The sequence below is a fragment of the Amycolatopsis sp. NPDC051758 genome (genome assembly GCF_044453095.1).
Lineage (GTDB): Bacteria > Actinomycetota > Actinomycetes > Mycobacteriales > Pseudonocardiaceae > Amycolatopsis.
The window spans coordinates 70,959-84,873 of record NZ_JBITCJ010000011.1; the positions used below are offsets into that span (position 1 = coordinate 70,959).

Consider the following 13,915-nt stretch of genomic DNA (forward strand, 5'->3'; position numbering starts at 1 on the left):
GGGTGGAGGGGAGCCATGCCGGTGACCGACCCGAGTGCCTTCACCGCTGCCAAGGCCAAGATCGGCGCCGCGGCGAAGACAGCTCTTGCCGACGTCCGCACTTTTGCCAGGCGAGCCGACGCGCTGCTGTCAGCTTCCGAATCGCTCCGAGAGGCCGCTCACCGGCAGACGAGTCTCCTCGCCGACCAGCAGGCTCAAGCGGTCCTCGCCAATCAGCCCGTGACCGACTTGCGGAACCTTGCGGGCAAAGGCGTCCGGCTCAATGCGCTGGCCGAGGCCGGCTATCGCACGGTCGCCGATGTCGTGGCCTCGAGTGCCTACGAGCTGCAGGCTGTCCCGGGGATCGGGCCGCAGACCGCCCAGCAGGTCTGGTCGGCTGCTCGCGGCCTCGCCCAGCAGGTGCGCGGCGAAGTCCGGGTCCGGTTCGACCCGGACCGCCAAGAATCCGGTCAGACTCGGCTTCTCGGCATTTTGACAGCCGTCCGGCGCGCCGATCACATGCGGTCGACGCTGCAGGCGCCGATCCGGCAGTTCACCACGCAGACGGCCCCGCTGGTGGACCAAGCGGAGCCCACCGCCAGTCGTACCGCCATGTTCTTTCGCTTGCCCGCGAAGAAACAGGCTGCGCTGGCCGCACTTGCCCAGCTCGACGCGATCCTCACCGACCCCCGCGTCGTCTCGTTGCGGCAAGCGGTGGACCGCGAAGAACGGGCGCTCGCCCCGGACGCATATGCGCCTGCCCAGCTTTGGCAGCAGTACGCGGACGACGCCGCGTCGTTCAACGCGCTGTTGTCCACTGTCGGCGGCCAGGGCGAAGCAGAGGAAACCGAGGCCGCGCAAGGCTTCATCCCGGAGGAGCTTCGGCAGGAGATCACCGCGGTCCCCTTGGACACCAGCCTGCTCAAGGCCACATTGCGCGGTTACCAGGTTTTCGGGGCGCAGTACGCGATTCACCAGCAGCGGTCGATCCTCGGTGACGAAATGGGCCTGGGCAAGACCGTTCAAGCGCTCGCCACGATGACGCACATGGCCGCCAAGGGGCAGACCCGCTTCCTCGTCGTCTGCCCCGCAAGTGTGCAGATCAACTGGATCAACGAAATCGGCAAGCACACCGGCCTCACCGCGCACAGCCTTCACGGTCCGGACCGAGGCTCGTCCGCTCGGCGCTGGCTGCGAACGGGCGGAGTCGCCGTCACCACGTTCACGACACTCAGCCGTCTGGACGGAGTGATGGACGCCGGTGTCGCGTTGCTCGTGGTCGACGAAGCGCACTACGTCAAAAACCCCGCCGCGCAACGGTCCCAGCACGTGGCAGTCGCAGTTGGCCGGGCACAGCGGGTGCTGTTCCTCACCGGAACTCCGATGGAAAACCGCGTCGAAGAATTCAGGAACCTCGTCAGCTACCTAAATCCGGGTATCGCTCGCAGGGTCGACGCGACCGATGCGCTCGCCGGCGCCCGGCGTTTCCGCCGCGCTGTCGCACCGGTGTACCTGCGCCGCAACCAAGAGGACGTGCTCATCGAGCTGCCCGACAAGATCGAAGTCGAGGACTGGGTGCGGTTCACCGCCGACGACGAAGCCGCGTACGCGGCGACCGTGCGGTCGGGCAATCTGATGCAGATGCGCCAGGCAGCGTTTCACGCTTCCGACCCCGCCAAGCTCGACCGGCTCGCCGAGATCGTGGACGAGGCCCGCGAAGACGGCTACAAGGTCGTGGTGTTCTCCAATTTCCTCAAGGTCCTCGGCAAGATCCGGACGAAGCTCGGGGACGCGGCGATGGGACCACTGACCGGATCGGTATCCCCGCCTGCACGGCAGGAACTCATCGATGCCTTCACAAGACATGAGGGTCACGCCGTGCTGCTCAGCCAAATCGAAGCCGGCGGCGTCGGCCTGAACATCCAGGCCGCCTCCGTGGTGATCATCGCCGAACCGCAGTGGAAGCCCAGCATCGAGGAACAGGCGATCGCCCGCGCCTACCGAATGGGGCAGATCCGCAAAGTGCAGGTGCACCGCCTGCTGGCCAAGGGCAGCGTCGACGAGCGCCTACGCGAAATCCAGGAACGCAAGAGCCTGCTGTTCGCCGAGTTCGCCCGCAAGAGCGACGCCAAGGAAGCTGACCGGCGAGCCGTTGACACGAGCGAGCACCGACCGCCCGTCCTGGACGACCACGCCGTGCCTTTGGAACAGCGCATAGTTATCGCCGAGCAGCATCGGCTCGGCATCACCTGACTTGGGTGCCCCCGGCAGGATTCGAACCTGCGACACCCGCTTTAGGAGAGCGGTGCTCTATCCCCTGAGCTACGAGGGCATGTAATGCCTAGCCCAGCTTAGCGGTCCCCGGCCACGCCGGGCAGCAGGGGCACGGATGGCGCAGCCCGACCTCCGTCGTCACCCAGGTGAGTGGTTCTGACCGCGTCCCCACATGGCGGATACACCCAGGGGGACCGTCCACCGCACCTGACCTGGACGGACCAGTGCCTCACCTGGTCGTGTCTGGTTTCGAACTGCTGAACAACAGTAGGTAACCTTCGTTAACGGGACGCGGGGAGCCGCCTCCTACTGGCTGTTGCGGAGGGCTTCGTTGATCAAGCTCATGTTCGCCGACGACGAGGAACTGGTGCGCTCGGGGCTGCGCGCGATGATGTCCGGGGCCCAGGACATCGAGATCGTGGGCGAGGCCTCCGACGGCAGATCCGCGGTGGAGGTCGCGCGGCGGTACCACCCCGACGTCGCCCTGCTCGACATCAAGATGCGGGCCCCTGACGACGGCATTCGCGCCCTGCGGGCCATCCTTGCGCTCCCCGATCCGCCCACCGTGGCCATGCTGACCACCTTCGACATCGACGAGTACGTCAGCCTCGCGCTGCGGCTCGGGGCCAACGGCTTCCTGCTCAAGGACATCGATCCCGCCGCCCTGCTCAGGGCGGTCAGGGACCTGGCCAGGGGTGGCGCCGTGCTCGATCCCGGTGTGGCCGCGCGGATGGTTCAGTCCCACCGGGACGAACAACGTGCTGCTCAGCCGGCTCGCAAGCTGCTCGCCTCGCTGTCCGAACGGGAACGTGAGGTTGTCGCGCTCATCGGCCAGGGACTGAGCAACGCCGAGATCGGTGGGCGTCTGCACCTCTCCGAAGCCACCGTCAAGGGGTACGTCTCCGCCGTGCTCTCCAAGATCGGGGCGGCGAACCGCGTGCAGGCCGCCCTGCTGGCCTACCGCGGTGGCCTGCTCGACCAGTAGATGCTGCTCACGGCGCTGGAGTTCCTCGGGCTCGTCGCCTTCGCGGCGTCCGGGGCGCTCGCCGCCGTGCGAGCGCGGCTCGACGTCTTCGGTGTTGTTGTGGTCGGGCTCACCACCGCGCTCGGCGGTGGTGTCATCCGGGACGTCCTGCTCGGCATCCACCCGCCGACGACGCTGCGGAACTGGCCCTACCTCGCCGTCTGCGCGGCGACCGCGCTGGTCGTCTTCGTCTTCCACCCGCAGGTCGCGCGGCTGCGGCGCGGTGTGCTGCTTGCGGACGCGCTTGGGCTCGGAGTCTTCGCGACCGCCGGGACGACCATCGCGCTCAACGCCGGTGCGACCGTCTACGCCGCGTGCCTGATCGGGATGACGACCGGGATCGGCGGCGGTGCCGTGCGCGATCTGCTGCTCCGGGAAATACCCCTGGTCCTGCGGAAAGAGATCTACGCCGTGGCCGCGCTGGCCGGCTCGGTGCTCGTCGCCATCGGTCACGCTGTGCACCTGCCGGAGGGGCCGGTCACCGTGGTTTCGGCCGCCGCCGTGGTCACCGTGCGGATGGTCGCGCTCTGGCGGCACTGGAACGCGCCGGTCGCGCGGGCGCCGGAGTGAGGGAATCTCTTTGTTAGTTCTGTGTGTGTTCTTAGGCGAGTCTCAGCACGCTGAGTAAAACTATCGCCATGCGCATCCTTGTGGTGGACGACGACCGCGCCGTCCGTGAGTCGCTCCGGCGGTCCCTGGAGTTCAACGGCTACCAGGTCCAGCTGGCCAGCGACGGTGCGCAGGCCCTGGAAGCGATCATCGCCGACCGGCCGGACGCCATGGTCCTCGACGTCATGATGCCGCGGCTCGACGGCCTGGAGGTGGCGCGCCGCCTGCGCAGCACCGGCGACGACCTGCCGATCCTCGTGCTCACCGCCCGCGACACCGTCTCCGACCGGGTGTCCGGGCTGGACGCCGGCGCCGACGACTACCTGCCGAAGCCGTTCGCACTGGAAGAGCTGCTCGCCCGGCTGCGGGCGCTGCTGCGCCGCGCCAGCCCGGAGGCCCAGAACGGCCAGGCGTCCGAGATGCTGTCCTTCGCGGACCTGACGCTCGACCCGGGCACGCGCGAGGTCCGTCGCGACGGCCGTGAGATCAGCCTGACCCGGACCGAATTCGCACTGCTGGAACTGTTCCTTTCCTACCCGAAGCACGTCCTCACGCGGGGCCGGATCCTGGAGGAAGTATGGGGTTACGACTTCCCGACGTCGGGCAACGCGCTGGAGGTCTACGTCGGCTACTTGCGCCGCAAGACGGAGGCCGAGGGGGAGCCGAGGCTGATCCACACGGTGCGGGGGGTGGGCTACGTCCTGAGGGAAACCCCGCCGTGACCGACGCCGGCGCGGAGGACCCTCGCGGCACGCGCTGGGGCACGCGCCGGTTCTCGCTGCGGGGCCGGGTGACGCTGCTGGCCGCCGCTTGTGTGGCCGGCGCCGTCGCGCTGGTCTCGATCGGCGCGTACATGGTCGTGCGCAGCAACCTCTACCAGCAGCTGGACGACGGCCTGATGGCGCGCGCCCAGGCGGCGGTCGACTCACCGCAGGTGCAGACCGAGCTGCGGCAGGTCCCCGGCGCGTTCCTGGCCAGCGCCGACCTGCAGATCGGGCAGCTCAACGCCGCGCCCGACGTTCAGCACGCCGTGATGACCTACCCGCTGTCGAGCTCGCCGCCGCCGTTCGACCAGCGTGAGCTGGCCGTCGCGAACGGCGACTCGGTGGAGTCGCTGCGGACGGACTTCCGCACCGACAGCCGGGTGGTCGCGCTGCCGACCGGGCACGGCGAGGCCATCGTGCTCGCCCAGTCGATGAGCCCGACCAAGCGCACGCTGAACGAGCTCGCGCTGGTGCTGTTCCTGATCGGCGGGGCAGGCATCCTGGTCGCCGCCGCGGCGGGCACCGCGGTCGCGCGGACCGGCCTGCGCCCGGTCGACCGGCTGACGTCGGCCGCCGAGCGCGTCGCCAAGACCGGCGACCTGCGGCCGATCCCGGTCAGCGGCGACGACGAGCTCGCGCGCCTCACCCAGACCTTCAACACCATGCTCGGCACGGTCGCGGACTCGCAGGAACGCCAGCGCCAGCTGGTCGCCGACGCCGGGCACGAGCTGCGGACGCCGTTGACGTCGCTGCGCACCAACCTCGAGCTGCTGCTCGCCGCGAGCAAGCCGGGCGCGCCGCCGTTGCCCGACGGCGACCGCGTCGACATCGTCGCGGACATCAGCGGCCAGCTCGACGAGCTGACCCAGCTCATCGGCGACCTCGTCGAGCTCGCGCGCCAGGACGAGCCGCGCGAGCGCTTCGAGCGTGTCGACCTGCTGGACGTCGTCGAGCGGGCGCTGGACCGGGCGCGGCGCCGGGCGGGTGAGATCAACTTCGACGTCTCGCTGCAGCCGTGGGTGCTGACCGGCGACAACAGCTCGATCGAACGCGCGATCCTGAACCTGCTGGACAACGCGGTGAAGTTCTCGCCGCCCGACGCGACGGTCTGGGTCCGGCTGTACCCGCTCGGCGACGGCACCGCCGTGGTCGAGGTGGCGGACGCCGGCCCCGGCATCGCCGAGGAGGACCTGCCGAAGGTGTTCGACCGCTTCTACCGCTCGTCGGAGGCGCGGACGCTGCCCGGCTCGGGCCTCGGTCTGGCGATCGTGAAGCACGCGGCCGAGCGGCACGGCGGGGCGGTGTACGCCGCGCGGGCGCCCGAGGGCGGCGCGCTGATGACGGTCCGGCTGCCGGGGGCGCCCGGCTGAATCGGGCGTTCGTGAGACGCCGGCCCCGGGATCGGCCAGGATCGGCGCATGCTGCTCGTCCGCCGGTGCCTGATCGCGGCGGTGAGCGGCGTGCTCGCGGCACTGGCCTTGAAAGCGCTGCCGGACGTGCACCTGTGCACCGGCGTGGAGTGCATCTTCGTCGGCGTCCTGGTCGGGCCGCTCCTGCTGTTCGGTGCGGCCCTGCTCGCGTGGGCGCTGATGGCGCTGGCCCGCATCCGCCCGTCCTGGCCCGTCGCGCTCGGCGGCCCGGTCGTGCTGCTGGCGCTCCTCACCACGGTGCTCGACCTGGCGGAGGTGTCGTTCCTGATGTTCTCCGTCGCGGTCGCCGGCTGCTACGCGCTCGCGGCGCTCGTCACCGCGGACGAACTGCCGCGCGCGTGGCGTGTTGCGCTCGGGGCGCCGGTGGTGGTGTTGTTCGGCTGGGGCGTGGTGCTGCCGATCGTGCTGTGACCTGGTCTTTCGAAGTTCACCCTCGGCGCCCCTGCGGATACCGTGTTGAATCGTGTAGGATTTTGTGTGGTTGGGGCTCGAGGTTCAGCGGGGACGGAGTTGAACGGTGCTGGCGCGTCAGCGACAGGCGGTGATCCTGGAAGAGGCACGCCGGACCGGTGCGGTCCGGGTCAGTGATCTCGTGACCAGGCTGGGCGTGTCCGACATGACGGTCCGCCGCGATCTCGACGTCCTCGCCGGGCGCGGGCTCGTCGAGAAGGTGTACGGCGGCGCCACTTCGATCATCGGCAAGAGCACCGACGAGCCCGGCTTCGAGGCGAAGTCCGTGCGCCAGCGCGCGCAGAAGGAAGCCATCGCCGAGCTCGCCGCGACCCTGGTCCGGCCCGGCACCGCGATCGGCATCTCCGCCGGCACCACCACATGGACGCTGGCGCGGGCGCTCGACGCCATCCCCGGGCTCACCATCGTGACCAACTCGATCCAGGTCGCGGACGTGCTGCGCGGGTCGACACAGCCGGAACGCACCGTCGTGCTCACCGGCGGGGTGCGGACGCCGTCGGACGCGCTGGTCGGGCCGGTCGCCGTGCACAGCCTGCGGTCGCTGCACCTCGACGTCGTCTTCCTCGGCGTGCACGGGATGGCCGACGGCCCGGGGTTCACGACGCCGAACCTCACCGAGAGCGAGACCGACCGCGCGCTGGTCGAGGCCGGGCGCAAGCTCGTCGTGCTCGCCGACCACACCAAGTGGGGCACCGTCGGGATCTCCACGATCGCCGACCTGGACGAAGCCGACGTCGTCGTCACCGATGACGGGCTTCCCGACGACGCCAAGGAAACACTCGCCGAAAGGGCAGGGGAACTCATGATCGCCGAGACGGCGGAGACGGTCGAGGCCGAGGAAGCGTGAAGCGCACCGTACGACACCTGGCCGACGGCCGGGAGATCATCTACTTCGACCAGCCCGGCGCGCCCGACCGCGTCGCGGAGGACACCCGCGACCTGCCGCCGGTTTCGGCCGCGTCGGAGATCCGGCTGGACCCGCTGCTCGGCGAGTGGGTCGCGATGGCCGCGCACCGGCAGACGCGGACGTACAAGCCGCCCGCCGACCTCTGCCCGCTGTGCCCGAGCAAGCCCGGAAAACCGAGTGAAATCCCCGAAAGCGACTACGACGTCGTCGTCTTCGAGAACCGGTTCCCGTCCTTCGCCGAGGACGTCGTCGGCGAGCCGTCCACTGTGGATGGTCTCGGGCTGGTGCCGGTGGCGCCCGGCCGTGGCCGCTGCGAGGTCGTCTGCTTCACCAGCAACCACGACGGTTCCTTCGCCCAGCTGACCGCGGAGCAGGTGCGGGCCGTCGTCGACGCCTGGGCCGACCGCACGGCCGGACTGTCCGAAGTGCCCGGTGTGGAACAGGTTTTCCCGTTCGAGAACCGCGGCGAAGAAATCGGCGTCACGCTGTCGCACCCGCACGGCCAGATCTACGGCTACCCGTTCGTCACGCCGAAGACGGCGCGGATGCTCGAGGTCGCCCGCGCCTACCAGGCCGAACACGGCCGCCCGGTGCTCGGTGACGTGCTCGCCGCGGAAATCAAGTCCGGCTCGCGTGTGGTGGCCACCGGCGAGCACTGGACGGCGTTCGTGCCGCCGGCGGCACGCTGGCCGGTCCAGGTGCAGATCGTGCCGCACCGGCAGGTCCCGGACATCCCGGCGCTGACCGACGCCGAGCGCGACGACTTCGCCGCCGTCTACCTGGACGTGCTGCGCCGCTGCGACGCGCTGTACGACCGGCCGCTGCCGTACATCGCGGCGTGGCACCAGGCGCCGGTGCGCCGCGACCGCGAGCTCGGCTGGCTCCACCTGGAACTGTTCTCCGTGTTGCGCGCCAAGGACAAGCTGAAGTACCTGGCGGGGTCCGAATCGGGCATGGCCGTGTGGATCAACGACGCGACACCGGAGCAGATCGCGGAACGGCTTCGCGCGGCGGGCTGAGGCGGCCATACTCATCTCCGATGCACAGGTTCGGCTCAGGAACCTCTCAGGACCATCGCGCAAGGTGAGGGCATGACCGAGAACGACCCCAACGCGCACGACCCCGCGGCGCCGCGGCACCCCGCGGACGCCCAGCCCGGCCACGAGGCCGCTCAGGGTGGTTGGGCGGGTACTCCGTACGGCGAGCAGGCCGCGCCCGAGTCCGGCGGCACGCCGCAGTACTCCGAGCCGTCCTACCACGCGGTGACCGGGGCCGATCCGTCGTACGGGACGCCGCACGCGAACCCCTGGTCCGCGCCGGGTGCGCAGGTGCCCTCCGGCCAGACCCAGCAGAGCGTCTACCCGCCGCCGAACCCGTACGCGCAGCCCGGCACGTCCGTCTACAACACACCTGCCCCGCAGCCCAAGCGCAGCGGCGGGAAGCTGCTCGCCGGCGTTGCGCTCGTCGCGTTGCTGGTGGGCGGCATCGCGGGCGGGACGGTCGGGTACCTGACCGGCGGGACCTCCGGTGGCCCGGCGGGCAACGCGCTCAACGCGCCGAAGCCGGCCCAGCAGACCGGCAACGCGCCGGCCGGCTCGGTCGAGTCGGTTGCGCAGAAGCTGTCGCCGAGCGTCGTCGAGCTGCAGGTCAGCGGGCAGCAAGGGGCCGGTGAAGGCTCCGGGTTCGTGATCAGCACCGACGGCTACATCCTGACCAACAACCACGTCGTCGAGGTCGCCGCCGGCGGCGGGCAGATCCAGGCCGTGTTCCAGGACGGCCGGAAGGCCGCCGCCAAGGTGATCGGCCGCGACCCGACAACCGACATCGCGGTGGTCAAGGTCGACGGTGTCGGCAGCCTGACCCCGGTGGAGATCGGCCGGTCCGACGACCTGCGCGTCGGCCAGGGGGTCGTCGCCATCGGCTCGCCGTTCGAGCTGGCCGGCACGGTCACCTCGGGTATCGTCAGCTCGCTGCACCGGCCGGTGCGCGCGGGCGGCGGCAGCGGCGGCCAGGAGACGGTGATGGACGCCGTCCAGACCGACGCGGCGATCAACCCGGGCAACTCGGGCGGTCCGCTGTCCAACATGTCCGGCCAGGTAATCGGCATCAACTCGGCGATCTACAGCCCGCAGTCGGCTTCGGGCGGCCAGGGCCAGGGCGGTTCCGAGAGCGGCAACGTCGGCATCGGGTTCGCCATCCCGATCGATCAGGCCCGCCGCACCGCGGACACGATCATCAAGACCGGCCAGGCGATCCAGACCTACATCGGCTCGCAGGTCAAGGACGCCCCGCAGGGCGGCGCCGAGCTCGGCGCGATCACCGCGGGCAGCCCGGCGGAGAAGGCCGGCCTCAAGGCGGGCGACGTCGTCACCAAGATCGACGACCGCGCCATCGACAAGGCCGACACCCTGGTCGCGGCGATCCGCACCCGGGCGCCGGACGAGAAGGCGAAGTTCACGCTCGCCGACGGCCGCACGGTCGAGGTGACGCTCGGCGGGCAGCCCGTCCCGGCCAACTGATCCATTCCAGACGCTCGGCCGCCTCGGCGGCGGCCGAGACCAGCTTCGGCTCGACCCCCGTACACCGGGGCCGGACCCACTAGGCCACGCGCGACCAGGCACTTGATGCCGGTCGCGCGTGGCCGCATTTGTGGCCGGGTCAGGTGGTGGGACGGTCGGTTCGCGTGCCTGGAGAGTCGGTTCGCGTGCCTGGAGGGTCGGCTGGCGTGCCTGGAGGGTCGGCTTGTGTATCTGGAGGGTCGGCTGGCGTGCCTGGAGGGTCGGTTCGCGTATCTGGAGGGTCGGTTCGCGTGTCTGGAGGGTCGGTTCGTGGGGTGGGCGGGGCATCACTTGTGATTGGGCGGGCATCTCGCGTGTCTGGAGGGGCATCTCGTGTGATTGGCAGGGCATCACTCGTGCCTGGGGGGACGACACGCGTACTTGGGGGGACGACTCGCGTGCCTGGGCGGACGACACGGTGGCGGAGAGCGGTCAGGACCACTGCCAGCCAGACCGCGGCGAGGGTGAGGGCCAGGCCCAGGGCCGGGTTGCCGTCGTGGAGGCCGGGCATCGGCGGGGTGCCGTACGGGCGCCAGAGCAGCGGGAACGCCAGGATCGCCAGCACGCCGGTGAGCACGGTGCCGGTGACCACCGGGGCTCGCCACCGGGGCGGGAGGAGGCGGGCCAGGGTGAAGCCGAGCACCGCCGTCAGGGGTGCGACGATGCCGTCGTTGAGGATCGGGCCGCCGACGATCCAGCCGACCGTGCCGAAGACGTCCGGGCGCAGCGGGAACGCGTACTCGACGAAGAGCACCACACCCCACGCGAGCGCCGCGAGGCCCGGCAGGGCGAGCAGAGCGCGTGCGATCTTCACAGCACCTCCAGCTTCGTGACCCACTTCGTCTGCAGCACGCCGGGCCGGTTCGGGGCGATGATCCGGCACGGGAAGCCGTGGTCGATGTCGAGGACCTCGCCGTTCAGCTCCAGCGCGAGCAACGTCAGGTCGTCGGCCGTGTGCTCGCCGGGGAGCACACTGACGCCGTACAGCCCGGCACGCTCCAAAGAGGACACCCGGACCGCAGTGCCCGGTTGCGCGCCGGTGGCTTTCAGCAGTGCCGGCAGGGAAACCCCGCGCCAGGCCGCCGACTGGCTCCACCCTTCGACGCAGGCGATCGGCAGCTCCGCCGTCGTCTGCGGCAAGGCGCGCAGCTGGTCGAGCGAGAACGTCGTGGTGCCGCGCGGGGTCACCACCGAGAGCCGCCACGCCGCGGCCCGCGCGGACTGCGTGACGCCCGCGGCCGCTGCCGTGCGGTTCACCGGGAGGTTCTGCGTGCCCTTGCCCGTCTTCCACGCGAGGCCGGAAACGCCGCGCAGGAACGGAACCGTCGCCCCGGCGGTCGCGACGACCGCGACACCCGTCGCGAGTCCCGTCGTCAGCAGGAACCCCCGGCGGGACAGCCCGGCGGCCGGCGGCTCCGCCTCTTCGACGGTCGTGCGGCTCAGCGCCCGGCGGATGACCGGCAGCTTCACCGCGACGTGCACCAGGATCGACCCGATCGCCAGCCACGCGACCGCGTAGTGCACCTGCGGGAAGTAGAACCCCCACGGGTAGTTCTGCGCCACGTTCAGCAGCCCGGTCGTCAGCTCGAAGAACGCCGCGCCCGAGAGCACGAGGATCGACAGGCGCTCCAGCGCGTGCGGGAGCGAGCGGACGAGCGGCCGGCCGAACAGCTTCGGGTAGACGCTCCACAGCTTCGCCAGCAGCAGCGGGATCGACGCCACGCCGGAGATCACGTGCAGCCCCTGCGTGACGCGGTAGAGCCAGACCGGCCGGCTCGGCCAGAAGAACCACTCCGGCGGGTGCTGGATCAGGTGGCTGATCAGGCCCGTCACGAAGCACGTCGTGAACGTCACCGCGAGCGCCAGCCCGATCTTCGACGTCACGCGCTCGTGGTGCGCCGGGGCCGTGAACTGTTCTTCCTTCGGGACGGGCAGCTTCACGACCGCTCCAATCGTGCGAACCAGCGGTGACCGTGCCGGGTGGTCCGGTCGACGCGCAGCCCGGCGGGCACGGCGACGTCGGCGATCGCGTCCACGCCGACCCAGGCCCAGGTGAACCAGGCGACGTCGGCACGGCCCGGTTGCAGCCGGACACGCTCGTGCCGCAGGCCGTGGCCGGGTGGCTCCAGTTCGACGAGGACGTCGCCGTCCGGGGCGATCAGCTGCGCGGTGCGGCGCAACAGCGCGGCCGGGTCACCGCCGATGCCGATGTTGCCGTCGGCGAGCAGGGCGTGCCGCCACCGGCCTTCACCGGGCAGCCGGTCGAAGATGCTGCGGTGCAACGCACTCCCGCCGCGACGGCGGGTCAGGCGGACGGCCGTGCGCGAGCTGTCCACACCGAGGGCGAGGACGCCGCGTTCGGCCAGCGCCGCGGTGAGCCGGCCGGGACCGCAGCCGAGGTCGATCGTCGGCCCGGAACAGGCGTCGAGCAGGACGTCGTCGCCGTCGGACGGCTCGGTCCAGCGCTCGACCGGCAGCTCGATCCGCTCGCCGTTCGCCAGTTCGAGCCAGCACCGGTGGCCGAGCAGGCCGTGGTCGAACTCGTTGCCGGTGATCGCGGGCGCCGTCATCACGCGACCGCCCGGCCGTCGACCGCCGCGACGGCGCGGGCGAACCGGCCGTCCGGGCACACCGCCGCCACCGCACGGGCGTCCGCCATGGTGTCCACATCGGACAGCCGGCGGCCTGCCCGTGGCCGCAGTCCGCACGCGATGAGCGCGCGCAGGGTGCGCTCGCCGGTGTCGTCGCGGGACATCGGGACGCCGGCGAGGACCTGCGCGTGCCGCGGCTCGGCTAGTCCCAGCGCCCACCAGCCGCCGTCCGCCGCCGGGCAGAGCACCGAGTCGTGCCCGCCGTGCACGACCGGTGCGGCGGCCTCGGCGAGGGACTCCGGTGTGACCTGCGGGGTGTCCATGCCGATCTGCAGGATCGGCAGGCCGGCGTGCACCGCGGCGGCGTCGGCGTGGGCGTTCGCGAGGCGGGCGCCGAAATCCCAGCCGCGCTGGGGGATCACGGTGGCGCGGTGCAGCGCGAGCCCGATTTCGGCCGACCGGGCCGCGGCGCCGAGGTTGCCGGTCATCGCGACGACGGGTGCGGCGCCGGGGACCGCGCAGACGGCGTCGAGAGTGTCGAGCAGTGCGGCCGCGGCGATTTCCGCGGACTGAGCCGGTGTCGCCGGCGGGCAGAGCCGGGTCTTGGCGAGCCCGGGCACCGGCGCCTTGGCCACGACCAGCAGCACGAATCGTGGTGTCATCGGGCCAGCACCCGTCCGAAGTCGCGGACTGCGCGCAGGGTGCCCCGGACCGAGCCGGACACCTTCGACTTCGTTCCCTTGGCGCGCTCGCCGTAGCGGACGTCGAACTCGCGGACGTGCCACCCGGAGCGCTGGGCCTTGATCAGCAGCTCGAGCGGGTAGCCGAAAGCCCGGTCGGTGACGCCGAGGCCGAGCAGCGCCCGCCGGTCCGCGGCACGCAGCGGCGCGATGTCGCGCACCGGCAGCCCACGGCCGCGCAGCAGCAACGCGAGCACGACGTTGCCCGCTCGCGCGTGCCACGGCCACACGCCGGGACCGGTCGGCACCCGACGGCCGACGGCGAGGTCGGCGCCGGCTTCGACCGCGGTTACCAGCCGCGGCAGGTCGCCGAGGTCCAGGGAACCGTCGGCGTCGGCGAAGCACACGATGTCCGCGGTGGCGGCTTCCAGGCCCGTGTGCACGGCCGCGCCGTACCCGCGGCGCGGCTCGTGGACGACCTTCGCGCCGAGGGCGGCCGCCACTTCGGGCGAGCCGTCGGCCGAGCCGTTGTCGACCACGATCGCGCGGTAGCCGGGTGGCAGGCCGGCCAGCACACCGGGGAGGGCACCCGCTTCGTCGAGGCAAGGGAGGACGACGTCCACTCCTG

At 71.2% G+C, this 13,915-nt stretch carries 13 protein-coding genes and 1 tRNA gene; 9 read left to right on the plus strand and 5 right to left on the minus strand.

Annotation, left to right across the window (positions count from 1 at the left end; translation table 11 throughout):
• The first annotated feature begins 15 nt into the window (after positions 1-15).
• Entirely contained in the window at positions 16-2,232 is a 2,217-nt protein-coding gene (locus tag ACIA5G_RS40315; protein WP_395933193.1) for a DEAD/DEAH box helicase, read from the plus strand.
• A 6-nt stretch (positions 2,233-2,238) separates the two neighbouring features.
• Here the strand turns inward: ACIA5G_RS40315 and ACIA5G_RS40320 are convergent.
• Positions 2,239-2,311: transfer RNA gene (locus tag ACIA5G_RS40320), tRNA-Arg, on the minus strand.
• 273 nt (positions 2,312-2,584) lie between these two features.
• Between ACIA5G_RS40320 and ACIA5G_RS40325 the strand changes: the two genes are divergently transcribed.
• The 8 genes from ACIA5G_RS40325 (at position 2,585) to ACIA5G_RS40360 (ending at position 9,977) form a co-directional block, all read left to right on the plus strand.
• Positions 2,585-3,238, plus strand: a complete 654-nt coding sequence (locus tag ACIA5G_RS40325; RefSeq protein WP_003087851.1) for a response regulator transcription factor — start codon at positions 2,585-2,587, stop codon at positions 3,236-3,238.
• Positions 3,239-3,847: a trimeric intracellular cation channel family protein gene (locus tag ACIA5G_RS40330; protein ID WP_395933195.1), complete on the plus strand. Its 609-nt coding sequence runs from the start codon at positions 3,239-3,241 to the stop codon at positions 3,845-3,847.
• Positions 3,848-3,915: 68 nt separating this feature from the next.
• Positions 3,916-4,608 carry a response regulator transcription factor gene (locus ACIA5G_RS40335; protein ID WP_284742850.1) on the plus strand — a complete coding sequence of 231 codons (693 nt, stop codon included), beginning with the start codon at positions 3,916-3,918 and terminating at the stop codon, positions 4,606-4,608.
• Positions 4,605-6,020, plus strand: a complete 1,416-nt coding sequence (locus ACIA5G_RS40340) for an ATP-binding protein (protein WP_395933198.1) — start codon at positions 4,605-4,607, stop codon at positions 6,018-6,020. The genes ACIA5G_RS40335 and ACIA5G_RS40340 overlap by 4 nt, the downstream gene beginning before the upstream one ends.
• Positions 6,021-6,068: 48 nt before the next feature.
• On the plus strand, positions 6,069-6,491 hold the full coding sequence (locus tag ACIA5G_RS40345; protein ID WP_395933200.1) for a hypothetical protein: 423 nt from the start codon (positions 6,069-6,071) through the stop codon (positions 6,489-6,491).
• A gap of 106 nt (positions 6,492-6,597) precedes the next feature.
• Positions 6,598-7,398, plus strand: a complete 801-nt coding sequence (locus ACIA5G_RS40350) for a DeoR/GlpR family DNA-binding transcription regulator (protein WP_395933202.1) — start codon at positions 6,598-6,600, stop codon at positions 7,396-7,398.
• Positions 7,395-8,477 carry a galactose-1-phosphate uridylyltransferase gene (gene galT, locus ACIA5G_RS40355; protein WP_395933204.1) on the plus strand — a complete coding sequence of 361 codons (1,083 nt, stop codon included), beginning with the start codon at positions 7,395-7,397 and terminating at the stop codon, positions 8,475-8,477. The genes ACIA5G_RS40350 and galT overlap by 4 nt, the downstream gene beginning before the upstream one ends.
• Before the next feature lie 72 nt (positions 8,478-8,549).
• Positions 8,550-9,977, plus strand: coding sequence for a trypsin-like peptidase domain-containing protein (locus ACIA5G_RS40360; protein ID WP_395933206.1), 1,428 nt, complete (start codon positions 8,550-8,552; stop codon positions 9,975-9,977).
• 849 nt (positions 9,978-10,826) lie between these two features.
• Here ACIA5G_RS40360 and ACIA5G_RS40365 read toward each other — a convergent pair.
• From ACIA5G_RS40365 to ACIA5G_RS40380, 4 genes are read right to left on the minus strand one after another with little or no spacing between them, the layout of a single operon-like run.
• Complete coding sequence (locus ACIA5G_RS40365) at positions 10,827-11,957, minus strand: molybdopterin-dependent oxidoreductase (RefSeq protein WP_395933208.1); 1,131 nt, start codon at positions 11,955-11,957, stop codon at positions 10,827-10,829.
• Entirely contained in the window at positions 11,954-12,586 is a 633-nt protein-coding gene (locus ACIA5G_RS40370; protein WP_395933210.1) for a methyltransferase domain-containing protein, read from the minus strand. Before ACIA5G_RS40370 ends, ACIA5G_RS40365 begins: the two co-directional genes overlap by 4 nt.
• Positions 12,586-13,269 (minus strand): DUF2064 domain-containing protein, encoded by a 684-nt coding sequence (locus ACIA5G_RS40375; protein ID WP_395933212.1) that lies wholly within the window; start codon positions 13,267-13,269, stop codon positions 12,586-12,588. The genes ACIA5G_RS40370 and ACIA5G_RS40375 overlap by 1 nt, the downstream gene beginning before the upstream one ends.
• The gene (locus tag ACIA5G_RS40380) at positions 13,266-13,910 is read right to left on the minus strand and encodes a glycosyltransferase family 2 protein (protein ID WP_395933791.1); all 645 of its coding nucleotides are present in this window, start codon (positions 13,908-13,910) and stop codon (positions 13,266-13,268) included. The genes ACIA5G_RS40375 and ACIA5G_RS40380 overlap by 4 nt, the downstream gene beginning before the upstream one ends.
• Positions 13,911-13,915: the final 5 nt, after the last annotated feature.

Coding starts and splice junctions, on each gene's coding strand:
- ACIA5G_RS40315 (WP_395933193.1), top strand. CDS start 16: ATGCCGGTGACCGACCCGAGTGCCTTCACCGCTGCCAAGGCCAAGATC.
- ACIA5G_RS40330 (WP_395933195.1), top strand. CDS start 3,239: ATGCTGCTCACGGCGCTGGAGTTCCTCGGGCTCGTCGCCTTCGCGGCG.
- ACIA5G_RS40335 (WP_284742850.1), top strand. CDS start 3,916: ATGCGCATCCTTGTGGTGGACGACGACCGCGCCGTCCGTGAGTCGCTC.
- ACIA5G_RS40345 (WP_395933200.1), top strand. CDS start 6,069: ATGCTGCTCGTCCGCCGGTGCCTGATCGCGGCGGTGAGCGGCGTGCTC.
- ACIA5G_RS40360 (WP_395933206.1), top strand. CDS start 8,550: ATGACCGAGAACGACCCCAACGCGCACGACCCCGCGGCGCCGCGGCAC.
- ACIA5G_RS40370 (WP_395933210.1), bottom strand. CDS start 12,586: ATGACGGCGCCCGCGATCACCGGCAACGAGTTCGACCACGGCCTGCTC.
- ACIA5G_RS40375 (WP_395933212.1), bottom strand. CDS start 13,269: ATGACACCACGATTCGTGCTGCTGGTCGTGGCCAAGGCGCCGGTGCCC.